Origin of the sequence: Flavobacterium sp. Root420 (assembly GCF_001427905.1) — a bacterium.
Taxonomy (GTDB): Bacteria; Bacteroidota; Bacteroidia; order Flavobacteriales; family Flavobacteriaceae; genus Flavobacterium.
This window is the reverse complement of sequence record NZ_LMEF01000029.1, coordinates 64,163-87,616: the sequence shown is the minus strand read 5'-3', so window position 1 is coordinate 87,616 and position 23,454 is coordinate 64,163. Positions and strand designations below refer to the sequence as shown.

At 34.7% G+C, this 23,454-nt stretch carries 15 protein-coding genes; 2 read left to right on the top strand and 13 right to left on the bottom strand.

The features are described from left to right. Window positions 1-8 precede the first annotated feature (8 nt). The 6 genes from ASC72_RS14865 to yiaA form a co-directional block, all read right to left on the bottom strand. Window positions 9-1,013 (bottom strand): pyocin knob domain-containing protein, encoded by a 1,005-nt coding sequence (locus ASC72_RS14865; protein WP_056192178.1) that lies wholly within the window; start codon window positions 1,011-1,013, stop codon window positions 9-11. 6 nt (window positions 1,014-1,019) lie between these two features. Continuing rightward, on the bottom strand, window positions 1,020-2,183 hold the full coding sequence (locus ASC72_RS14860) for a hypothetical protein (RefSeq protein WP_056192174.1): 1,164 nt from the start codon (window positions 2,181-2,183) through the stop codon (window positions 1,020-1,022). A gap of 2 nt (window positions 2,184-2,185) precedes the next feature. Beyond that, window positions 2,186-3,211, bottom strand: coding sequence for a hypothetical protein (locus ASC72_RS14855; protein ID WP_056192171.1), 1,026 nt, complete (start codon window positions 3,209-3,211; stop codon window positions 2,186-2,188). 2 nt (window positions 3,212-3,213) lie between these two features. Beyond that, the gene (locus ASC72_RS24270; protein ID WP_056192168.1) at window positions 3,214-4,266 is read right to left on the bottom strand and encodes a DUF4200 domain-containing protein; all 1,053 of its coding nucleotides are present in this window, start codon (window positions 4,264-4,266) and stop codon (window positions 3,214-3,216) included. A 410-nt stretch (window positions 4,267-4,676) separates the two neighbouring features. Continuing rightward, a complete protein-coding gene (locus ASC72_RS14845) occupies window positions 4,677-4,994 on the bottom strand; it encodes a hypothetical protein (protein ID WP_131725826.1) in 318 nt (105 codons plus the stop codon). Window positions 4,995-5,068: 74 nt separating this feature from the next. Beyond that, on the bottom strand, window positions 5,069-5,542 hold the full coding sequence (yiaA, locus tag ASC72_RS14840) for an inner membrane protein YiaA (RefSeq protein WP_056192161.1): 474 nt from the start codon (window positions 5,540-5,542) through the stop codon (window positions 5,069-5,071). 154 nt (window positions 5,543-5,696) lie between these two features. Between yiaA and ASC72_RS14835 the strand changes: the two genes are divergently transcribed. Continuing rightward, window positions 5,697-7,190: a hypothetical protein gene (locus tag ASC72_RS14835; protein WP_131725825.1), complete on the top strand. Its 1,494-nt coding sequence runs from the start codon at window positions 5,697-5,699 to the stop codon at window positions 7,188-7,190. Between the two features lie 65 nt (window positions 7,191-7,255). Here ASC72_RS14835 and ASC72_RS14830 read toward each other — a convergent pair whose 3' ends face one another. The 7 genes from ASC72_RS14830 to ASC72_RS14800 form a co-directional block, all read right to left on the bottom strand. Continuing rightward, window positions 7,256-7,753, bottom strand: a complete 498-nt coding sequence (locus tag ASC72_RS14830; protein ID WP_056192155.1) for a GNAT family N-acetyltransferase — start codon at window positions 7,751-7,753, stop codon at window positions 7,256-7,258. Window positions 7,754-7,868: 115 nt separating this feature from the next. After that, complete coding sequence (locus ASC72_RS14825) at window positions 7,869-10,247, bottom strand: DUF4982 domain-containing protein (RefSeq protein ID WP_241775715.1); 2,379 nt, start codon at window positions 10,245-10,247, stop codon at window positions 7,869-7,871. A 150-nt stretch (window positions 10,248-10,397) separates the two neighbouring features. Then, complete coding sequence (locus ASC72_RS14820; protein ID WP_241775714.1) at window positions 10,398-11,429, bottom strand: glycosyl hydrolase 53 family protein; 1,032 nt, start codon at window positions 11,427-11,429, stop codon at window positions 10,398-10,400. 3 nt (window positions 11,430-11,432) lie between these two features. Continuing rightward, window positions 11,433-12,530, bottom strand: a complete 1,098-nt coding sequence (locus ASC72_RS14815) for a glycosyl hydrolase 53 family protein (protein WP_056192148.1) — start codon at window positions 12,528-12,530, stop codon at window positions 11,433-11,435. 112 nt (window positions 12,531-12,642) lie between these two features. Further along, window positions 12,643-13,710 (bottom strand): SusE domain-containing protein, encoded by a 1,068-nt coding sequence (locus tag ASC72_RS14810; RefSeq protein WP_056192145.1) that lies wholly within the window; start codon window positions 13,708-13,710, stop codon window positions 12,643-12,645. A 30-nt stretch (window positions 13,711-13,740) separates the two neighbouring features. Further along, a complete protein-coding gene (locus ASC72_RS14805; RefSeq protein WP_056192142.1) occupies window positions 13,741-15,348 on the bottom strand; it encodes a RagB/SusD family nutrient uptake outer membrane protein in 1,608 nt (535 codons plus the stop codon). 5 nt (window positions 15,349-15,353) lie between these two features. Further along, a complete protein-coding gene (locus ASC72_RS14800; protein ID WP_056192138.1) occupies window positions 15,354-18,296 on the bottom strand; it encodes a SusC/RagA family TonB-linked outer membrane protein in 2,943 nt (980 codons plus the stop codon). Between the two features lie 1,031 nt (window positions 18,297-19,327). Here ASC72_RS14800 and ASC72_RS14795 point away from each other — a divergent pair. Next, window positions 19,328-23,398 carry a two-component regulator propeller domain-containing protein gene (locus tag ASC72_RS14795; RefSeq protein ID WP_056192136.1) on the top strand — a complete coding sequence of 1,357 codons (4,071 nt, stop codon included), beginning with the start codon at window positions 19,328-19,330 and terminating at the stop codon, window positions 23,396-23,398. Window positions 23,399-23,454: the final 56 nt, after the last annotated feature.

Here is a 23,454-nt window from a genome sequence, read left to right as displayed (position 1 = left end):
TTTTGGTTTTATTTTGAATTAGATTCTATTTTTTCTAGTCGTTTTTCTAAATCGTTTAATTTTTTGTTTTGTTCTTCAAGCTTATTGATTTTTTTGTTCTGTTCAATAGAGTAAAGTGTGAGTTCTTCAATCTTCTGCAATAATTTAATATTCATTTCAGATAAATTAATCCCATCCTTCTTCATTTCATCAGCTGAAGCAATTTCGGGAAGATGTTTATTTTCTTTAATGTATTTGTCAACAGCATCAAGAGATGGTAAATCGTAGTTGTTTTCAAAAACAAAATCTGCTCCGGCATCTACGGTTACTTTTACCTCACGAGAATTGATGTTTCCAGCAACAGTAAGTTTTGACGTTGGAAATTTCGTTCCTATCCCTACATTTCCACCTACAGGAGCTATAAGTATATTTTGTTGATCTGTTCCAGGTTTAACGCTTTGAATGTATCCTGCAGAAAATTGATCATCATAACCAAAATACATAAATTGATTTGATGTGCTACTTTTTAATTTTAAGGTTCCAATTTCATTACCTAGTTGAGACGAACCCATTATTTCAAGCCTACTATTTGGATTAGCTGTACCAATTCCAAGATTTCCGTTTAAAATATAACTACTATTAAATCCTTGTATTTTTAAATTTCCTGAAGATTCAACATCACTTTTGGAATCTAAAAGATAGCGCCAGGTCTCCCAACTATTCTGATTATAAAAAGCGCTTCTGTATTGTATTCTTCCACTTTCCCATGTACTGTTAAAATACAACTGAGACACAAGATGCCCCGCCTTTCCATAAATTTCCAATAATGATCCATATGTAGTAGGAGCATTAGTCCCTCCATAATTGTCCCATAATTTAATTGACATAGGAATAATCCCAACTCTTGGAAGAGCATTAAAATCTTTTTGTTCTGTTGCCCAGTTTAAACTTTGAGAGCCTAAATTGCCATTAAAAGTTTGACTTTTTACAACTGAATGAAAGAAGATAATAATCAATAGTAAAGTTTGTTTCATATGTTTTTATTTTAATTTTTCTTCAATTTTAGATAACCTATCTAAAATGTTTTTAAAAGATTCGTTTTCTTTTTTTAATGTTTCAATCTCATTTTTAGAATTAGCAATTTCATTTTTAAAATTTTCAATTTCTAAAGTTTGGACAGTATTTTTCTTTTCTTGTTGAATTAGATAAAGAGTAAGTTCTTCTATTTTCTGTAAAAATTTAGCATTCATTTCTCCTAAATTAATCCCATTTTTTAAAACCTCTTCCTCACTTGGGATATCTTCTAAATGCCCTTTTTTGTTAATGTGTTTTTCAACTTCCTGAAGCGTTGGCAAGTTATACTCTTTTTTGAAAACAAAATCTGACCAGCCATTCATGTCTACCTTTACTTCTTTGGAATGGATGGTTCCATTTACAGCTAATTTCGAATCTGGAGATGATGTTCCAATACCTATGTAACCATTTCGATCGATACGCATACGTTCACTACCAGAAGTTCCAAAAACAATGTTTCCGTTCATATCAGGCACCGTAGAATAGCCCGCTAAATCGATATAAGATTTAATTCCTGGGGTTGTCCCACCTCCAGCTGAAATTCTTAAAAAACCATCATCATAATCATTTCCACTATTACTATAACCTCTAATTTCCCCTGTTAGTAAGGTCTTACTAGTAATTGACGGCCTAGCCAAAGTATTTGTCAATCCTCCATTTATTGTTAGTGAGCCAGCAATAGATAATTTGCTAACGGGCGAGTTTGTGCCAAAACCTGCGTTTCCTTGTGTATCCAAAGTTAAAACCTCCTTATTTACACCAGAAGATGAAACAATACCAAAAGACATAGAATTATCTAATAACCTAAGATATGACCCTCCTCTTATAATATTCAACAAATGCATTCCCCGGCTTGTAGATACCGCTACATTATTACCAATACCCACTCCGGAATAACTTACTTCCGGTTCGCTAGACCAGAGCATTAAATCAGCTTGACGTGCATCGTCACCTCCTCCCAAAGAATGCAGCAAAATTTGAGAGTCATTATGATAACCACTTAAATGTAACCTATATAATGGAGCTGTTGTCCCAATCCCAACATTCCCTGAAACAGGGAAGGGAGATGTATTTTGGGCAAAATTTATTTGTGTAGTTAATATCAAAAAAAATACTATATACCTTTCCATAATTAATCCTTTACAAAATTTTTGATCTGCTTCTCTAAATCAATCTGATTTTTTTTGATTAAATCATTTTCGGTTTTAATCAAATTGTTTTGTTTCTTCATCTGTTCATTTTCCTTTTTCATTTCAATCATATACAAAGTAAGTTCCTCAATTTTTTGTAACAATTTAGCATTCATTTCTCCTAAATTAATTCCATGAATATTTTCTAAATGGCCTTTTTCATTGATGTATTTTTCAACTTCTTGAAGCGTTGGCAAATTGTAGTCTTTTTTGAAAACAAAATCCGACCAGCCATTCATATCTACTTTTACTTCTTTGGAATGGATTGTGCCGTTTACTGCCAATCGTGAATCCGGTGATTTAGTTCCTATCCCCACATTTCCACCTATAGGAGCTATAAGTATATTTTGTTGATCTGTTCCCGGTTTAACACTTTGAATGTATCCTGCAGAAAATTGATCATCATAGCCAAAATACATAAATTGATTTGCAGAAGAGCTTTTGAGTTTTAAAGTTCCTATCTCATAACCTGCTTGCGAAGATCCTAATATCTCAAGTTTGCTAGTTGCATTATCTATCCCAATACCAAGATTCCCTTCAGTATTTATACTTAGAGCTTGTTTCTGCATACTAGAAGATGATATTATATTAAATGTAATATAATTATCAAGTAATCGAATATATGAACCTCCTCTCGCTGGATTAAGTAAGTTCAGGCCACCATTAACAGTAGTAAAATTATGTATGTTATTACCAATTCCAACACCTGAATAAGTAAGTCCTGGTTCACTTGCCCATAGTACTAAATCAGCTTGATTTATATTACTGCCTCCTCCAGTTGAGTGGAGCAAAATTCTAGAATCACCATGGCCGCCTTGGATGCTAAGTCTATGTGCTGGTGCATCTGTAGTTCCAATACCAACATTATTATTTCCCGACGTACCTTGAATTACACCATTTGGTGTATAAATTTGAGCATTTATATATGATGTCGAAGAAAGTATTAAAAGGGCAAGTTTTATTTTCATTTTTATTGTTTTTGCAATTTATTTTCAAATTTAGAAATCCTACTCAGTACTGATTTGAAAGATTCGTTTTCTTTTTTAAGCTCTTTAATTTCCTTATTCTGTTCAATCATATATAAAGTCAACTCTTCAATCTTCTGTAAAAGTTTAGCATTCATTTCCCCTAAATTCACACCGTTTTTCAGAACTTCTTGAATATTTTCTAAATGGCCTTTTTCATTGATGTATTTTTCAACTTCTTGAAGCGTTGGCAAATTGTAGTCTTTTTTGAAAACAAAATCCGACCAGCCACTCATATCTACTTTTTCTTCTTTAGAATGAATGGTTCCATTTACATCTAATTTATTTGTTGGATTTGTAGTTCCTATTCCAACATTATTATTCGTAATAGACATTACCATAACTGCTGTTCCAAACATATCTGGATAACCTTGATTATAAAAACGGATTCCTCCATAAGAAGAATGGGCGCTAAAGGTTAGACCTTCATGCCAATTAAAAACATAAGGATAATGAGAACCAGCTCTTATATCGATTGGCTTTGAAGAAGAAGATTGTCCGAAACCATAAAAATTGTTTGCTCCACCGTTAATTTGAACGGTTCCATTTACATCTAGTTTTGCTTCTGGAGCTGCCGTACCAATTCCGATATTACCGTTTGTATTTATATTTAATTGATCAAAGTTTTCTATACCATTGATTTTAAAAGTATGCAAATCAATACTAGCATTCCAACCTTTACTTATTATTTTACAAATTCCATTAGTATTTAAATCAAAAACCAAATTAGAGTTTAATTTGGTTAATTCTAATGTGCCACTTGGTACTGCTGTACCAATACCTACATTTCTACTAAAAGCTACATCTCCGTTGTTATAAAACATGGTTTGATAATTAAAGTTGTAATTATTGTCAATTAATGGTGCAATGTGTAAAGTTGTCCTTCCATCATCGGGTGTATGAAATATCCAGCTATTTGATCCACCACTAAAAAGATCTTGTGAAAAACATATTGCATTTACCAGGAAAAGGAATAGAATAGGTAGTTTTTGTTTCATAAGTAACTTTTGTTTTATTTTTTAATTATTTTATAGTAAAGCAAGGTTAATTTTTAGATTTGGGGACAGTAAATTTCGCATGCAAATCTAATAGAATGATTTGTTAATTTTTTACGGGAAACCTCATTTTGGATTTTACTATTCTGACATCTCAACAAACATGCGGAAGACTTATTATATTTTTTATAAAAATTAAAAACCTCCAAAGTCAAAATTGATCCAGAGGTTTTGTATTTATTTAAAAGTGGAAATTCAAATATTATTATACTTAAATAATCAATATATTTAAAATCTTTAAATGATCAACTAAACGGTTCAAAAACTGTCCCGTTAGGGCTACCAAATAAAAATCTTCAGAGAAATCTCGAGCTTTTTTTACTTAAACCTATTAAAAAGAAGAAATGAATCTTTTACATTAAAGAAAAAACACTCCAACCACAGAGAATCAAAGAAATTATCATCAAAATTTTGGATATTTTTTTTAGATAAGCTGCCTTTTTAGATTCTGAAAAGATAATCGTTGCTACTGCTAATAGGGATATTTCAATGACAGTTAAGAGAAAAGCATTTTGAAGACACTTAGGAAACAAGCTAAGGTAAGCAACCTTGCACTCTTCAAACTCAGTGTATATGGTACATACATATAGCCAACAGAGTTTATTTAAAATACCAACTGCAAGTAATAGTACACCAATACTATAAATAATCGATTTGTATTTAGATTTCATAATCATGCAAATTAGACTTTAGAAAACCTCAAAACTCCACAGTGTTGTGAAAGTAATGAGGCTCCGCTAAAATATTATACAGTAATGGATTCAAATTGCTTAAGGTCTCGGGTATTTTTTTGTACAGCAAGGGCCGAAAACAATCCTAATACAAACGACATTCCGAAGAAACCTTTTTCACTAAGCAGTAAATCAGCATTCCACAGACCTATTATAAGCAATACTATAGAGGCAATAGTACTAAACCAGCTTATACTGTAATACAAATCAGTTACGGGTATGCCTTCGAGCCTGTCACGCACACTTTTTTGTACAGATATTACCGAGAAAAGTCCAAAAAGAAGAATTGTAAAATAATAGCCTTTTTCATTGTAAGCCATTTCCGAATTATAAAGACCAATACAATATGCGGTCATACCTATAATTAAGGTCATCCAGGATGCTCCCACAAAGGCAACACTTGGTTTTAAAGCGTCATATCCAATATTTAATCCTGCATTTTTTGATTCTGAATTGTTGTTTGATTCATTTGATTTTAGCGGTTCCATAATTTTATGTTTTATAATTAGGAGACAAATCTCAGAAAGAAGCAGGAGTTAGCAAAACTAATTTCTTTATAAAACTGACGATATAAAATTTGTTTTTATTATTTTTATCTCAGTAAAAACCATATTTATGAATGCACTACACGAAATATCAAATATGATGAATGAAAATGATAAAAAAGCATTCATACACTATTTATCAAAGAAAAACAAACGCAAGGATACAGGCAATATAGCGTTATTCAATTCTTTAAAAACTGACGATATAAAGTTTAATAAAAAAAATTTACAAGATAAAAAAAGTGTCGATGCTTATCATGCTCTGAGAAAAAGACTTTATGATAACATGATTGACTTCATGGCTAATCGAAATTTTGAGAATGATACTTCTCAGGAAAATGCAATACTTCGTCTTATTGTTGTGAGCCGTTTATTTTTCGAAAATAAACTTGAAAAAACAGCTTTTAAATGTTTAGCAAAGGCTGAAGTGCTCGCAGCGAACATTGAACATTTTAGTCTGCTTAATGAAATATATCTAACCCAGATACAATTTGCACATTTCGATCTGTCACAGCCAATTGAAAAAATAATACAGAATTTCAAAACAAATAAAAAACAGCTTGAATATGAGCAGCAGCTTAATTTGGGCTATGCTGTTTTGCGGCGTGAACTGGCTGCTATACTTCATGAAAGTCGAATTGTAGATTTCGAGTCGCTTATAAAAAACACTATTGAAACCTACGGAATATCATTAAAACAGGGATTAACTTTTAAATCTCTTTACCAGATATTATTTATTGCCAATGAATATGCCTCTATAAATAATAATTACTCACTTATAGAGCCATTTGTTGTTAAAAGCTATCGGTTTATTAGTAAAAAAGCAGATCTGACCGATAAGCATTTGTACTATCATATCTACATATTGTATTTTATAGCCAACTTCTATTTTCGTAATGGTCAGTTTACAACGTCTTTAAGCTATCTTAATTCTATGTTTACCGAATTAAAGAAACAGTCTGACAAATACTATTGGCGTTTTTGTTTGAGGTATTTCTTACTGCTTTCTTTCAATGAAAATTATCTTGGGAATTTTCAAAAAGCGATCGAGATTGCCGAAAAATCTTTAACGTTAAATAAAAAGACCGATCCTAATGACAGTAACGACATTCGTCTTATGCTTATCGTTTTTTATATACAGCAAAATGCCGGACGTAATGCCGTAAAAGAAATGGCAAAACTAAACCATACCGACAGCTGGTACGAAAAAAAAATGGGCATGGACTGGACAATAAAAAAATGTCTTGTAGAAATCTTACTTCATATACAGGAAGAAAATACAGAACTGGCAATATCCCGGATAAAAAGTTTTAAACGACGCTATAAAAAATACCTTTTAACTGTAAATGAAGAACGGGTTGTACACTATCTCTTGTTTGTAGAACAATATGTAATGAAACCAGAAATTATAAAAACTGAAAAATTTCAAAAAACAATAGAAGGATTTATAATTACGTCGCAAAACGGACCTAAGGACATTTTAATCATGAGTTTTTTGGGCTGGCTGCTAGCAAAAGTGCGACAGAAACCGATTTATGAGACAACCTTAAATCTTCTAACTACCTATTTTCCCGCCTCGCATTCGATATAAACTGTGGTATCTATAGGAAGAAATATGAAACTTTTATAAAAAATATAGTATGATAAATGACATTATCATCTTTCTATCTTAAAATAAGCGACTTCTGCTTCATTTCTTATTAAATTATTTAATCGTTCAAATCCGGCTTTTTGCAATACATTCTGTGATCCGATATTGTAAAGATCCGTTATAGCTACAACTTCTTTTGTATTTGTATTTGCAAAACTATATTGAGTTATAGCCTTACATACTTCTGTAGCGATACCTTTCCCCCAATATTCCCTACTAAGCACATACCCTATTTCTATCTGGTTTGTATTGTGTACAAAAATACGAGCGACACATATTCCTATAAAATTATTATTTATAGTATCGAATATTGCCCAGCGACTAAGCCTTTTCTTTTCATAATTTTCAAGCAATTCAGTAAACATCTCCACATATCTTTCCGGTGAAGTATCAGGTAAATATTCTGTAACCTGACTGTCCTGAAAGAGCTCTAAAAATGTTTGCTGTTCATGAGATAAAAATTCACGAATAATTATTCTGGGGCTTTGATAAAGAGTAGACATTAATTACGACAGTATTGAGATAAATAATTTAGAAGGTTTTTAGTTTTTTGCTAAAAACTTTCTTTTGCAAAATACAAACGAATTTAGACTAAAAAAATAAGCAGTGCAAACCTTATTAAAGTTCTGACTTTAAATTTATTTTACCTTTCTGAAGCCCTTTACCTGTTACTTCCAATTGGATTGTACCAACCGTTTTGACTGCTTTAACCAGGACCACCAATTTACCGCTGAAAAGCTTCATTTTATTTTCGTGAAATATTTCTAATGATGTAGCATCGCCATTACATGCTGCTCTGTACGTTGCAGCGCCGGTTACCTTAAACTGCAGTTCATTTACTGCTGTAGGACACGGAATTCCATTTTTATCTACCACTGAAACGGTTACAAAAGAGATATCCTCGCCATCGGCCTTGATTATTTTACGATCTGCTTCGAGAACAATTTTATAGGCATCTCCGGCCGTTTTAACCTCACTTTCGGCAGCGATTTTCCCGTTGGAACCAAATGCTACTACTTTTACAGTTCCTGGCTCATATTTCACATCATTCCACATTAAACGATAACGGTTTTGCGGACTTGAATTGTTTTTTTTCTGCACGCCCATACTTTTTCCGTTTACGAAAAGTTCTGCGCTGTCATAATTTGTGTAAACGAAAACGGGAGTAATTTCTCCTTCTCTTCCTTTCCAGTTCCAATGTGGCAGTATGTGAAGTGTTTTATCCTGTGTATTCCATCTGCTTCTGTACAGATAAAAACGGTCTTTAGGAAGTCCGGCTAAATCTGAAATACCGAAATAAGAACTTCTTGATGGCCATTTTTCATCATAAGGCGTAGGTTCTCCTAAATAATCAAAACCAGTCCAGACAAATTCACCAATAACCCACGGTTTGTCATCCTGAAGCACAAAATCTTCATCAGGGACATTTGACCAGCTGCAAGCTTCGAGATCATAAGAAGAACATTGAAGATCATCGTATTGTTTTTCTTTTTGCTGTACAACAGGAAATTTATAAATTCCTCTTGAACTCACTGTTGACGCTGTTTCTGAGCCTAATATAAATCCTTGTGGAAATGATTTGTAAGCTTCTTCATAAAGATGCACTCTGTAATTCAGTCCTGGTACATCCAATAAAGACCCAAAACCGGACGCCATAGTTTGTTTTACCTGATCCATTCCCACCGTTACCGGGCGTGTAGGATCTTCTCTATGGAAAATATCCTGCAAAAATTTAGCTCTGGTCAAACCTTCCGCTCCATATTGATCCGGAACTTCATTTCCTGAACTCCACATTACAATACAAGGATGATTTCGTGTGGCTCTCACTAAATTTACAATGTCTTTTTCTGCATACTCCTCAAAAAAGCGATGGTATCCGTTTTGTACTTTTGGTTTGGCCCATTCATCAAAACTTTCAGCCAGAAACATAAATCCCATTTCATCAGCCAGTTCAAGCTGTTCAAAAGAGGGCATATTATGCGAACTGCGAATCGCATTACATCCCATATCTTTTAGAATCGTCAGCTGTCTTCGAAGCGCCGCTTTGTTTACCGCAGCACCAAGAGGTCCTAAATCATGATGAAGACAAACGCCTTTAAATTTTGTTACTTTTCCGTTAAGGCTAAATCCCTTATTGGCTTCGTATTTAATAGATCTAATCCCGAATTTTATACTTTGTTCGTCCTTTAAAGTTCCGTCAGCTGCGTATAATTTGGTAATGGCCGTATACAAATAAGGCGTTTCCGGACTCCATAAATGAGGTTTTGCAACAGGAATACTTTGATGATATTTTCCGTCTATCAGTTCTGTCTCTTTTTGTGTTGCTACGATAGTATTAGTAGCATCTTTTATTTGGGTTACCATTGATAGCTTATCGCCATTAACCTCAGCTTTAAGATCAACAACAGCGGTATTTTCGTTAATGTCCGGAGTTGTAATAAACGTTCCCCATTGTACAAAGTTTTCTTCTTCTTTTATGACAATACTCACTTTTCTGTACAAACCGGCGCCGGGATACCACCTGGATGAAAATGGCATATTAGTCAATTTTACAGCCAATATATTTTCCGAACCTGCAAGAAGATCTTTGGTAATATCAATGGTAAAATAACTGTACCCATATCCCCACTGTCCTACTTTTTTTCCATTTAAATAGACCTGCGGTTCACTCATGGCGCCTTCAAAAATAAGGAGTGCTTTTTTTCCTTTTTTAAACTCGGGAATAGAAAATGTATTGCGATACCAGCCTGTACCAATATGTGGAAGTGCTCCCGTACGACCCGTTTTTTCGGTTGGAATTTTTTCTCCGTTTTGTTCAATTGCCGAAACCTGTTTGTCCCATTCTTTATCAAAAGGTCCGTAAATGGCCCAATCGTGAGGTACGCTGACTTTTTCCCATTTTGAAACATCAAAAGCTACAGAAAAGGCTTCTTCTTTTACTTCTTTAGAAAAGCGCCAGTTGTCTTTTAAAATAACTGTGGTTGATTGTGACCTCATTTTTCCAGAAGAAAAAACCAGAAGAAATACGAATAATATTGATCTAAAAATTAATTTCATTTTCTGTTTTATTTTTTCACCATTAAGATATTAAGATAATTTAGCTTTATGAAACTTAATATCTTAATAGTGAAATTTAATTTTAAATTTTTATTCTTTAAAAGCATCCAGTGCCGGTGATGGTTTTCCGTCAGGAAGCCAGGCGTTTAATTGATAACCGCTCCAGCTTTTTTCGCCTTGTGGTTCCCAATAAATAACGCCTAAACCTTTGTTATCAGGTACGCTTTTTACGGCTTTTATAGTAGCTTCCAGCATTTCTTTGGTGTTTTGTACTAATGTATAATCACCACCAACTTCGACCACCATCACTTCTTTGTTGTAGCGGGAAGCCATGTCTTTTAGATTATTTTCTAAATCTAAAATAGTGCTTTGATAATCGGTTTTGATCCAATACGGATAATACGACAAACCAATTACATCATATTGTACCTTATTTTCAGTGGCTTTATCAAAAAACCATCTAAATTTCTCATTTTTATTTCCTTCATCCAAATGAACAATAACTTTAATTTTTGGATCGATGGCTTTTGTAGCGTCATATCCTTTATTAAGTAGTTGTGCCAACTGATTAAAATTGTCTGTATGTCCTTCCGGCCAAAGCATACCACTCGGAATTTCGTTTCCAACCTGAACCCATTGCGGCGTTACTCCTGCTTTTTTTAACAGTTGCAAAACATCATACGTATGTTGGTAAACATCGGTTAACAATTCCGGAAAAGAATGTTTTGCCCATGCAGCGGGTTTGTTTTGTTTGCCGGGATCTGCCCAGGAATCGCTGTAATGAAAATCGATCATGATACGCATTCCCATTTTTTGCGCACGAACTGCCATGACAACAGTTTCTTCAGGACTGCAATGCCCACTTGCTTTATCATTATTTGGATTTACCCAGACGCGCAACCTGATGGTATTTATGCCGCGGTCTTTTAATAATTGCAGACAGTCTTTCTCAGCACCGTCTGCATCATAAAATTTATAGCCGGTTGCTTCCATTTGCGGCAGCCAGCCTACATCTGCTCCTTTTGAAAAAGAATATTTTTCACTTGCCATTTTAGATTTACAGGAAGTAAACAGAACGGCAGTTATCATCAAAAAAGATACAATTTTAAGCGATTTTTTCATGTTTTAATCTTTACTGAAAGCTTGCATTACGGATAAGGCGTTGTTATCAAAACTATATAAAGCCTGATTTTCGAATGTAGAACCGCTTGTAGATTGTGGTCCTTTAAAAGCAACCCACTCACCTCCCCAGTACGCAAATCCTTGTCCAAATTGGGATGTTTTTACTATGTTTTTAATATCCATAACAAAAGTTCTTTGCCCCGCCGGAGTTGCCGGATACCCAGGTACCAACTGATCGTTTGTTCCCACAATATTATTAGTCTGATCATTGTGTAATAAGGTAAAAGGATAAGCGGTTTCTGCAATCAGGACTTTTTTACTGAATTTCTTTCCTAAAGCATCAATGGTGTTTTTTACCACTGTTAAATCTTTACCATGCCAAACAGGATAGTAAGATAGCCCGATATAATCGTAATCAACCGTTTTCATTTTGGTAAAAAACCAATCTGTAGCACCGCCATTTACACCTGCATAATGAATCATTATTTTTGTGTTTGGTGCTTTACTGCGAACCGTTGCGCTTGCAGCACTTAATAAAGCGATACATTGTTGTTCATTACTGATTAGATTTCCTTGTGGCCACAATAGTCCGCTATTTATTTCATTACCAATTTGAATAATATCGGGCTTGATTTCTGTAATTATTGTAGCGGTATAATCAGAAACTGCTGTTTTTAAATCGGTAAAAGATAAATTTTTCCATTCTTCGGGAATGGTCTGCACTGCGGGATCAGCCCAATTATCAGAATAGTGAACGGTAAGCCAGACTCTTAAACCAGCCTGCCTTGCTTTTTGAGCCAGTTGCTTTACTTCGCTTAAACCAGAACGCCCATTTACAGGATTTTTCCATAAACGAATTCGGACTGTATTACAACCGGCATTTTTTAGTGTTGTAAGCATTTCTTCGGCTTTGCCGTTGCTGTAAAATTTAGTTCCCAAAGCTTCCATTTGAGGCAAAAAAGAAACATCTGATGCCCTGATAAAAGTATCACTTGCATCTGGCGGGCTAACTGCTTCTGTGTCTGCAGCATCATTATTGGAGCATGAAAATTGAATTGCCGTTATAGCCAGTAACCCAAGAATTTTTATATATTTTTTCATGAATATGAGTTATAATTAATGAGATTTTGAATTTAAAAATAAGTTCTTTTAATGTAAAGAAGAAGCCTCAAAATAAGCTTATTGAGGCTTCTCTTATTTTTTTAAATTCAATTTATGGAGTTGCTATGAACATGTAACGGCCATCTAAATCGTTGAACCAGATTTCATATTTTCCAGCCTCAACAATAATATCTCCGCCATTATCGCCCCAGCTTACATCCCAGCTGTTGTTTGCTTTGAATTTCATTTTTCCGGCTTTTAAGGTTTGAGTAACTTTCCAGATATGGCCATCAAATGCAGATTTCACTAAAGAAACCTCTGTGTTCCAGCCGGCATCATCGCCTGTTAATACAGATCCCGTCAAACCAATTGTCGCATACGTTGTCATTGGTCCTGTATAAGGTGTTATTTTGTATGTTAATTCTTCAATATTAATTTCAAAACTATAATAACCTGAAGCTGGCGTTGGAAACACACCCGGGTCAGTATCGCTTTCTGTTGCTCTGTATTGTACTTTAGCACCATTTGTTCCGTAAGCCGGAGCCCAGAAACCAATTTGCTCAATTAATTTAAAACCATCTTTATTAAAAAATCCAGTATAATAGAACTTTGCGTTTTCCTTTGTATCTCTGTAAATTGGCATGTTGTTGCTCGTTACACTCCATCCTGCAGCAGTGCCAGGTCCCACTAAAAACAAATCAATTCTAGGAAATACACCTCTGTAAGGAGTCAATGCGATTGTAATGGGCGTAGAAAGTTTTGGTTCTGAAAGTGTTGTTCCAACCGTTGATTTAATTCTAACATCGATTGTTCCTTCAACATCAGCCGTAAGGCCAAGTTCAAGTGCTTTTGCATTAAGCTCAGCTACTGAAATAGCGGCGTGAGTAGAAGTAGAAGACGTAATATCTACCGGAGCTGCAAACTCCGTATTACTGGCTGCAAACTGTACGGTATAGGTAACGATAGTAGGTGTTCCGTAATTCACTTTTTCCCAGGTCAAAGTCAGGGCGGTATTGTTAGGTGTGTCTTTATTTAAAATAGTCGAAGAACCATTCTCAGGTGTAATGATTGAAAAAGCCGCTTCCTGAGGCTCTAAGATCATCAAATCTGTTTCGTTTTCACAAGACCAAAGTCCTGTAACTAAAGCAATAGCTATAAAAATTTTATATATGTGTTTCATTTTTGTATCGTTTATGTTTTTAAAAAAGTTTTAGTAACCCGTGTTTTGAGTCAAATTTCTATTGGCTCCCAATGATCCTTCCGGAATAGGAAAAACGCTCATGTAAGAAGGAATAGAAATTCCTTTTGAAGAATTTCCTTTCCATGCCCAATTGTAAGATCCTCCGGTATATTTTCCAAAACGAATTAAATCTTGTCTTCGGTGTGCTTCCCAGTGCAATTCGCGCGCTCTTTCATCAATTAAAAAATCAAGTGTTAATTCGCTTAATGTAATGTTTCCAACAGTCGAGTTACTATTCGCTCTTTGTCTCAAAGCATTTACATAATTTAAAGCCTGAGTAGTTGTCCCGTTTCCGCCTCGTAAAGTGGCTTCTGCATACATTAAATAAACATCAGCTAATCTGAATAATGGAAAATCAGTATCTGCATAAGTAGAACTGATGCCGTTAACTCCCGTGGAAGTTTTATTAGAAAATTTAGATAAAATATAGCCTTGTGTTTTTACACCAATATCTTCAATATCAATAGATCTTTGTTTTGCCGGATCGCCCTGAACACCTTTTCCTATTGTATTTCTGGTATCCTGACTGAATTTTGTCCCGTCAAATTTTTGAGCAAATTCTTTTCTGATTCTAAGTGCTCCTGTCCAGCCGCCAATTCCAAAATCAGCACCATTGTTTTCCCATGCACCAATTTGTCCGTTTGTTAAAACCGTTGTTGCTCCCCAGTTTTGAGAAACTGCACCATCTGACTGGATTCCGAAAATGATTTCTTGAGAGGTGTTGTTGTCTGCTTTAAAGTTGTCAAGGTATTTTGGTTTTAAAGTATGACCGCCGGCAATAATTTCATTACACATTGTTATACAGTCATTAAAACGATTTTCCTGAACATATACCTGGGCATTCAAATACATTTTTGCCAAAATCATACGTGCCATAGATTGGTCCAGTCGTCCGTATTCATTTGTTCTGGCTGCTTTTAAATCGGGTAAAACAGCTTTAAGTTCCGTTTCGATAAAATCAAATAATTGTTTTCTGTTAAACTCAGGTCCGGTAAAATTTACAGGGTCATTTTCGGTATACATGGGTGCTTTTCCAAATAAATCCATCATGTTATAATAAGCATACGCTCTTAAAACACGAACTTCTTTACGGTAAAGTTCTATATCGGCCAAAGTTGCAGCATCAGTAATGCCTCTTGAACTTAGTTTCTCCGGTGTACTCTGACGTAAAAATTCGTTTGCATAAGAAACAGAAACCATCGTTCTGCTAAACATTCCTAAAATAACAGGATTTGCCGCCGTCCAGATATTGCGTTGTAATTCTGCGGTTCCTCCGTCATTTTCATAACTCCAAACCAATTCGTCTGTTGTTAATTCCTGCAGGTACAATAAACATCTTGTAAACTGGCTTGTTCCTGCATCTACACCTTCAAGCGAAGAATTATCAGGGCCAAGTACTCCTGTTAAAGTTAAATTTCCGTATACTCCTGCGAAAGCTTTTTTATATCCGTCCGGAGTCGAAAATAAAACATCAGACGAAAGAACGTCATCATCTTTAGACACTACATTTAAGTCATCAGTACAAGACTGAAAAACGGTAGTCACTGCTAAAATTGTTATTAAAATATATTTTTTCATCTTTATTAAAATTTAAGATTAAGACCAAATAAAACAGATCGTTGTCTAGGATAAATGGTTTTGTCTACACCATTATTCGTAATTTCAGGATCTAAACCGCTGTATTTTGTAATGACAAAAACGTTCTGAACTCCAGTCGACATTCTTAACGAGGCTTTGCTGTTTAACCAGTTGTTTAAGGTGTATCCTAATGTAATATTGTCCATCTTTAAGAAAGAGGCATTCTCTATATAAAGATCTGACAATACAACATTTGAGGTAGTCTGAAAATTAGTTTCTGTTACCTGAGATGGAATATTACTTAAAACCCCTCCGTTTTCCATAGCGTCATATTGCGCTCTGCTGGCATCTACGGCATTAAAAATTCGGTTACCAATACTGGCTCTTAAATTAAATGAAAAATCGAATTTTTTGTAATTCATATTGGATGCAAATCCTAAAGTAAAATCTGGATCCGGATTATTATAAATGTATTTATCTGAATCATTTTTGACATTATCGCCATTTAAATCTACAAAAGCGCCTTCAATTGGTTTTCCTTCATTGTTGTATAATTGTTTGTATACGTAGAAAGAATAAGGAGTGTAACCTTCTCTGAAAATCTGTCCCGGAGTTCCTGTTCCTGCAATGTTGTCTCCTAAAAAGATATCGCTTCCGTTTACCAGATTTTTGATTCTTCTTTCAAATTTGGATACATTAAAATTCATATTCCAATTGAAATTCTCTGTTTTTACCGCATTCGCATTAATCGTAAACTCGACCCCTTTTGTGGTAAAGCTGCCCACGTTTTGATACACGCGGTTAGAGAAATTACTACCATCAGATATGGCTGCATTTACTAATAAATCTTTAGATTCTTTGTAATAAACATCAAGTCCTGCAGATAAGCGATTGTTTAAAAAACCAAAATCAAGACCTGCATTATAGGAAGTGGTTTCTTCCCATTTCAAATTGTTTGTTCTTTTTGAGGGAAGTGCAACCGGAATTGGACTGTTTCCAAAATAATACTCAGAATTTCCACCACCCATCTGGTATTTTTGTAAATATCCGTTTGGCTCAGGAATATCTTGTTGTCCTGTAATACCATAACTTAATCTCAATTTTAAGTCAGATAATATTGTACTTTCTTTAAAGAAATCTTCTTTGATTTTCCATGCAAAAGCTACAGAAGGGAAATTCCCCCAACGATTTGCTTCTTCAAATCTTGAAGAACCATCTCTTCTATAAGACAGCGTTAATAAATATTTATCCCTGAAATTTAAATTTGTTCTGGCAAAGAATCCTAATAAAACAACATCTGTATCCAGAGTAGTTTCAGGAAATGTTGAGGGTAAATCCGGGTTTAAAATATTGCCGGTTTCAAATTTTGAGCTTTGAAATTTTTGATACGAATAACCACCCGTCATTTCAAAATTCAATGCATTAAAAGTTTTATTATAAACTAAATAAGTATCTAATAATTTGTTTTTTCTGGTTGCTTCTGTATATTCATTTGTCCCGTATGGAATGTTGTTATTTGATGGAGCAGAACCGGCATCAGCGCCAACCAATCTTCTTCTCTCTCCATTCGATTCATCATAACCAACATTTACAACAGCTCTTAAAGCAGGTAAAAAATGAAATTTATAATCGATTTCAAAATTTCCAAAAATTCGGTCATTTGTTCCTCTGTCATTTGTATTCAGCAATTGCGAAACAGGGTTTCTTGCTGCAGTCGAAACTAACGGATAATTTCCGTTGGCATCAATCCCGGTAGTATATTCAAAATAACCTCCGTAAGGTGCACCCTCCACTTTTATGGGCTGAGTTGGGTCAAAACCAATAGCAGCTCCTTCGACAGCATCTGTAAATCTGTTTTTTTCGTCAGTATAATTGGCCGAAAGTCTCAATTTTAAATGATTGTCAAGGAAAGTCGGATTCATTACTAAACCAACCGTGTTTCTTTTAAAATTATTGGTTAAACGCAACCCTTGCTGATCTGTATTTCCCAACGTTAAACTTGTTGGAATGATATTGAATAAACTTCCTCTAACCGCTAAACTTTGATCTACCGTTCCGGTGTTTCGGTAAATTGCTTTTTGCCAGTCTGTATTTGCAGTTCCCAGTTTACTTAGATCATCGCTTCTTCTGTCTGCAATAACACTTCTAAATTCATCTGCACTAAAAACATCAACCGTTTTAGTTAGCGTACCTGCAGCATATTGTACATTATAATCTACCGATAATGTTTTGCTTCCTTTTTTAGTCGTTATAATAATAACACCATTGGAGGCACGAGAACCGTAAATTGCAGAAGCCGATGCATCTTTTAAAACCGTAATAGATTCTACAGTTGCAGGGTTTAATGAGGCTAAAAAGGAAGAAGATCCTGTATTGGTAGTATTGTCAAGAGGTAATCCGTCGATAACAATAAGTGGATCATTACTTGCAAAAAGCGAACTTCCTCCTCGAATTCTAATTTGAGAACTAGACCCCGGAGCACCCGTTGAATTTACTGTTAAACCAGCTACCCTTCCGTTCAGCAGATTTTCTGTTGTAATATTATTTCCTTTGTTAAAGTCTTTGGTCGTAAGTGCGGTAACAGACCCTGTTGCATCTTTCTTTTTAACGCTCCCGTAACCTACCTGCACCACTACTTCTTTTAGTTGATTATTATCTTCTTCAAGATATACGGTTATGTTTTTTTGTCCGGCAACCGGAATAGTTTGAGTGGAATAGCCAGTATAAGAAAACGTAATTTTACTATCTGCTTTTACTCCGGATAATTGAAATTTTCCGTCAAAATCTGTAGAGGCACTGATGTTTGCCCCTGATACTTTTATGTTTACTCCTGGTATGGGCTGCCCGGACGCTTTTTCCAGTACAACTCCGCCAATTGTGTTCTGAGCAAAAACACAAAAAGGAAGTAAGAATAATAAAAGTAAAAATTTGGTTTTAATTATTTTCATACTTTTTAATTGGGTTGGTTTAAGTTAGTTTTTTTTAATTACTGTTGGTTTCGAAATGATTGAAAGAATATTAGTTTACTCTTTCTTTTACAATAAGAAAAGGTTTCCCTCTGTAAATTTTAATTGGAATGTTGGTCATGTTTACATTTTTTTTGGTTACAATAATTGGTTAGTTTGTTTTCATTGACTTACGCTGAACAAAAAAATAATAGATTATTACTCAAACGTTATAGCGTATCAACGCACTTTGCAAATTAAGTACAGAGCGTGATATTTAGACAGGGAAAAATTCATTTATAAAAGGGGACAATTTCGTAAAAGTGTGCACAGGCCACTTCATAAAAGCATATTCTTTATTTTTTTTGCTTAAAAAAAATGATAATAGGAATAATTAACCTTTATAATAATAGAATTATCAGAAATATAATTAACCTTGGTTGCAATTATTTTTAACACATAGAAACATAGAATCATTGGCCAAAAAAAAAGCGTTTCACTTGTATTAATACGCATCCTGATACTTCGGACAATGTCATTAAGTTAAGCTTTTAGGAAATAAAATTATTGCAAATAAAATCCGTTTTCATCCGCGTTTTTACGAAGTAAATCTGTTTTATCCGCGTCAAAATTATACGCTGATTTTACTGATTCGCTAAAGCGAAAACGCTGATAAAAACGGATTTTTCTAATTACTTTCCTGATTAAACAGTAGTAATTTTATAGATTTCCAATGAAGCTAATGACATTGTGCTTTGGGACTATTTGTGAGAAACTAGTTTCTTTTGATTTACCTTTCAAGATCATAAAATCTATGTTTCTATGTGTTTAATCTAATTTTTATACACAACCAACAGGTTGTCGCTAATCTAAAAAAACCAGTAGTGCTTTTGAACATTACATAATAATTGTATTATTTTCGCAAAGCATATAGATTTCAAATATATTCACATAAAAAATTGATCCCGCTTTCTGATTACATCCCTTTTGTTTTTCGTATATCAAAAAACAACATGCTTTTTTAAAAATTTTCTATGAATAAGTTACTGTCCTTTCTTGTTATTAGTCTTCTGCATATACATGTATCCGGACAGAATTACCCGATAAGACATCTTGATATTTCATCAGGACTTTCCAACAATTCTGTTGCTTCTATCTATCAGGATCAAAATGGCTATATGTGGTTTGGAACTTTTGACGGACTTAACCGATATGATGGAAATGATTTTAAGATTTACCGCCATATTCACACTGATCCAAATTCTATTCAGGGAAATGCCATTAGCTGTATCGAAGGTGATTTTGAAAATAATTTGTGGGTAGGAACAACTGCAGGACCAGTGGTTTTTAATGCAGAACGATCTTCTTTTAGTCCATTGGAATATTATGATGCGAACAAAAAAATCAAACCTTTAAACGTTACCGCCTACGAAATAATTGCTGTACATCCTATGCATATCATTCTCGTCGCTACAAAGGAGGCAATCGTCGTTTATAAAGAAGGTGAAAAAATTGGAACTGCAATACCCTTCAACGGAAAATTAAATTATATCGCAAGATCAATATCGTATAATGCAAAAAAACAAATCTTCTATGTTTTTATAACCGGGACCGGTCTTTGCCAATACGATATTAAATCAAAAAAACTAGCGCTTCTCAACCATACAATTACAGGTGCCAATTGCATTAAATTGACCAATGACGGACTCTGGATTGGATCAGACGAAGGCGCTTATTTATATAATGACCGCCTGAATACTTATTCTAAAAATTACTTTCCGGAAAAAACAGTCGTTCGCGATTTTTATCAGCAGGAAAACAGGCTCTGGATTGCCACGGATGGAGCTGGTCTTTACATCCTTACAAAAAATCAGACTGTTCCTGTTTTATATCGTGCCAGCGGTCCTGTTTCATTGCTTAACAGTAAATCACTGTATGATATATTCGAAGGAAAAACCGGAGAAATGTGGTTCGGAACCCTGCGTGGGGGCGTAAGTATGATGGGGAAAAATCCGCTCCATTTTAATCATTTTAAAAGCAAAGACCCGCTGACCCATAAAGAAGACGAAGATCCTGCCGCAAACTTTATGCTTTCTTTCTGCGAAGATGAAAAGAAAAATATCTGGATTGGTACTGATGGCGCCGGAATGCGATACTGGAACAGAAAACAAAATACCTACGACGCTTTCTCAACAACCTCAGCTGCCGGCAGAAAAATTCAGAGCAATTTTGTTACAAGCATCGTCAGGGATTCTGATAATGCCATCTGGGTTGCTATGTGGAAAGGCGGAGTCTGCCGTATTGATCCCAACTCAAAAGCAATTCAGAATTTCTCCATTTATAATCAATTCACTAAAAAAGCAGAACAGGAATCATGGCTGCTGTTTATAGATTCAAAAAAAACGTTGTGGCTTGCTGTTACTAACGGCGGAGCACTATATCAATTTGATAAAAAACAAAACAAATTCATCTGCTATAGTACCACTTTGCGAGATGTTACCTGTCTCTATGAAACCAAAGACGGAAAAATCTGGGGCGGTACATTCAATTCGTTTTTTGAGATAGAACCAAAAATAAAAAAAATAAAAAACTATCATTCAGCTTATACTATTCGATGCATAACGGAAGATCAGAACAAAAATCTTTGGATTGGTACCGTTGAAGGTGGTCTGCTTTTATTTAACCGAAAAACGGGCAGTTTCAAAAAGTATACTACACAAAACGGTCTTTCGAGCAATACCATACTTCGCCTTTTAGAAGACAAAAAAGGGGATTTATGGATGAGTACGTATCACGGGATTTCAAGATTGAATCCGAAGAACACTACTTTCAGAAATTTCGGGGTCTCTGATGGACTTCAGGGCAATCAATTTAGCTGGAATGCGGGTACGAAACTTTCTACAGGAGAATTTATTTTTGGCGGTATAAACGGATTCAATGTTTTTGATCCTGACCATATAAAAGACAAAAAAAATACAGGCAAATTTTTATTAAATGATTTGTTGGTAAACAATCAGTCTTTAAAATTGGACAGTCCTTATATCACAGAAAAAAAACTCGAAATGATAAGCGGTGCCGAACTTCCTTATGAAAAATCGGCATTGAGTTTTGATTTTGTTTACCTGGATTATGTCAATTCCGAAAAAATTAATACTGCTTATTTCCTTGAAGGATGGGACAAAGACTGGAATTATACCTCAAAAAATAACAGGGCCAATTATTCCAGGCTGACCGAAGGAACCTATGTTTTTAAAGTAAAAACAACCGATGTTTTTGGAAACTGGACCAATGAAGTAACGCTCGCAACGGTAAAAATCCTTCCGCCCTGGTACAGAACCTGGTGGGCTTATACCTTTTATCTCATTGCTGCTGCCGCTGCCATTTATGCCTACGTAGGGTATCATAAAAACAAGGAAAGGCTTCGTTATGAAATAAAACTGGCCCGTATGGAGCATAAAAAAGACAAGGAACATGCCGAGAAACAGTTCTCTATGTTTACTTATATGGCTCACGAATTGCGTACTCCCCTATCTTTAATTATAAATCCGCTAAAAAGTGCCATTGACAGAAAAAACCGTTCTGAAGATGATCTCGACCTGAATCTCGCCTATAAAAATGCCAAAAGATTATTGAGTCTTACCGATCAGCTACTGTTATTTAGAAAAGCCGAAACAGATCTTGATGAACTGAAAATTTCTAAGATTAACTTAAACAGCTTGTGCCGTGAAATCTATGAAAGCTTTACACAAATGGCAACGGTTAAAAGTTTAAATTATCAGTTTATTGAAGAAGAAACGTCCGTTGAAATATATGGCGATTATGAAAAAATAGAGATTACGCTGTTTAATTTAATTTCCAACGCGTTCAAATTCACCCCTAATAAAGGATCTATAAGTATTGAGATAATCGAGAAAGCAGCTGATGTTTCTATTATTATATCAGACACCGGCAGCGGAATTGAGGAGAATGATATCGATACTATTTTTGAAGAATTCAGACAGGTTAAGTCTAAAGCCAGCAATGGATTTGGAATCGGTCTTTATGTTGCCAAATATTTTGTGGCCAAACATCATGGCGAAATAAAATGTGAGAGTAAAGTTGGAAAAGGGACTTCGTTCACTATTACACTTCCGAAAGGAAAAAGTCATTTTGCAGAAATGAGTATCAATGAGAATCATCCGCAGATGTCGCCTCTTGTAGGTGAGCTTCTGGAAGGAATGCCGGCTGATAATCAGAACACATCTAAAAGCAGCAATCAGCCATCAAATCCTGAAAATATACAGTCAGCAATAATCAGTACAAAAAAAGTATTGCTAATTGTTGAAGACAATCCCGAAATGAATCATTATCTGGTACAGCTTTTCTCCAAAAACTATATTGTTTATTCGGCAGCAAATGGACTCGAGGGACTGAAATTGGTCGAAAAACACCTGCCTGATATTGTACTAAGCGATATTTCTATGGAAGGCATGAATGGTTTGGATTTATGCAAAAAAATCAAACAAAATGATGATTTTAGCCATATTCCGGTGATACTGCTAACAGCTACAACCAGCAATGACATTCATTTACAGAGCATTACTGAAGGTGCAGACGACTATGTTACCAAACCTTTTGACAGTGATATACTTCTGGCACGAGTTGATTCTGTTCTTCGAAACAGAGGGCAATTGCGCAAGTATTTCTTAGACAGTATAACGCTTCGTGAAAATACAAATAAAGTTCCTCTTGAATACAAAGAATTTCTTGATAAATGTATCGAAATCGTCGAAGCCAATCTTGAAAACAGCGAATTTAACCTAAAGAATTTCTCTGCAGCAATGGGTATGAGTCATTCCAGTCTTTACAAAAAGATTAAAGCAATTTCGGGACAAACTGTAAATGTTTTTATCCGATCTATCAGAATCCGCCGAGCCGCAGTAATTATGCTTACTGAAAATATTAATATCGCGCAGGTTGGGCCTCAGGTTGGTATAGAAGATCAGCGTTATTTCCGTCAGCAGTTCGTAAAATTGTTTGGGATGAAACCTTCAGAGTATATCAAAAAATATAGAAATTCTTTTAATAAGGAATTGAATATCATTCAGAAAAGAGATATTACATAATTAAAAATCTATATTAGCTATTACTAAAAAATGAAACTGATACTTAAATCTTTCCT

Coding starts and splice junctions, on each gene's coding strand:
- ASC72_RS14865 (WP_056192178.1), bottom strand. CDS start 1,013: ATGAAACAAACTTTACTATTGATTATTATCTTCTTTCATTCAGTTGTA.
- ASC72_RS14860 (WP_056192174.1), bottom strand. CDS start 2,183: ATGGAAAGGTATATAGTATTTTTTTTGATATTAACTACACAAATAAAT.
- ASC72_RS14855 (WP_056192171.1), bottom strand. CDS start 3,211: ATGAAAATAAAACTTGCCCTTTTAATACTTTCTTCGACATCATATATA.
- ASC72_RS24270 (WP_056192168.1), bottom strand. CDS start 4,266: ATGAAACAAAAACTACCTATTCTATTCCTTTTCCTGGTAAATGCAATA.
- ASC72_RS14845 (WP_131725826.1), bottom strand. CDS start 4,994: ATGAAATCTAAATACAAATCGATTATTTATAGTATTGGTGTACTATTA.
- yiaA (WP_056192161.1), bottom strand. CDS start 5,542: ATGGAACCGCTAAAATCAAATGAATCAAACAACAATTCAGAATCAAAA.
- ASC72_RS14835 (WP_131725825.1), top strand. CDS start 5,697: ATGATGAATGAAAATGATAAAAAAGCATTCATACACTATTTATCAAAG.
- ASC72_RS14830 (WP_056192155.1), bottom strand. CDS start 7,753: ATGTCTACTCTTTATCAAAGCCCCAGAATAATTATTCGTGAATTTTTA.
- ASC72_RS14825 (WP_241775715.1), bottom strand. CDS start 10,247: ATGAGGTCACAATCAACCACAGTTATTTTAAAAGACAACTGGCGCTTT.
- ASC72_RS14820 (WP_241775714.1), bottom strand. CDS start 11,429: ATGAAAAAATCGCTTAAAATTGTATCTTTTTTGATGATAACTGCCGTT.
- ASC72_RS14815 (WP_056192148.1), bottom strand. CDS start 12,530: ATGAAAAAATATATAAAAATTCTTGGGTTACTGGCTATAACGGCAATT.
- ASC72_RS14810 (WP_056192145.1), bottom strand. CDS start 13,710: ATGAAACACATATATAAAATTTTTATAGCTATTGCTTTAGTTACAGGA.
- ASC72_RS14805 (WP_056192142.1), bottom strand. CDS start 15,348: ATGAAAAAATATATTTTAATAACAATTTTAGCAGTGACTACCGTTTTT.
- ASC72_RS14800 (WP_056192138.1), bottom strand. CDS start 18,296: ATGAAAATAATTAAAACCAAATTTTTACTTTTATTATTCTTACTTCCT.
- ASC72_RS14795 (WP_056192136.1), top strand. CDS start 19,328: ATGAATAAGTTACTGTCCTTTCTTGTTATTAGTCTTCTGCATATACAT.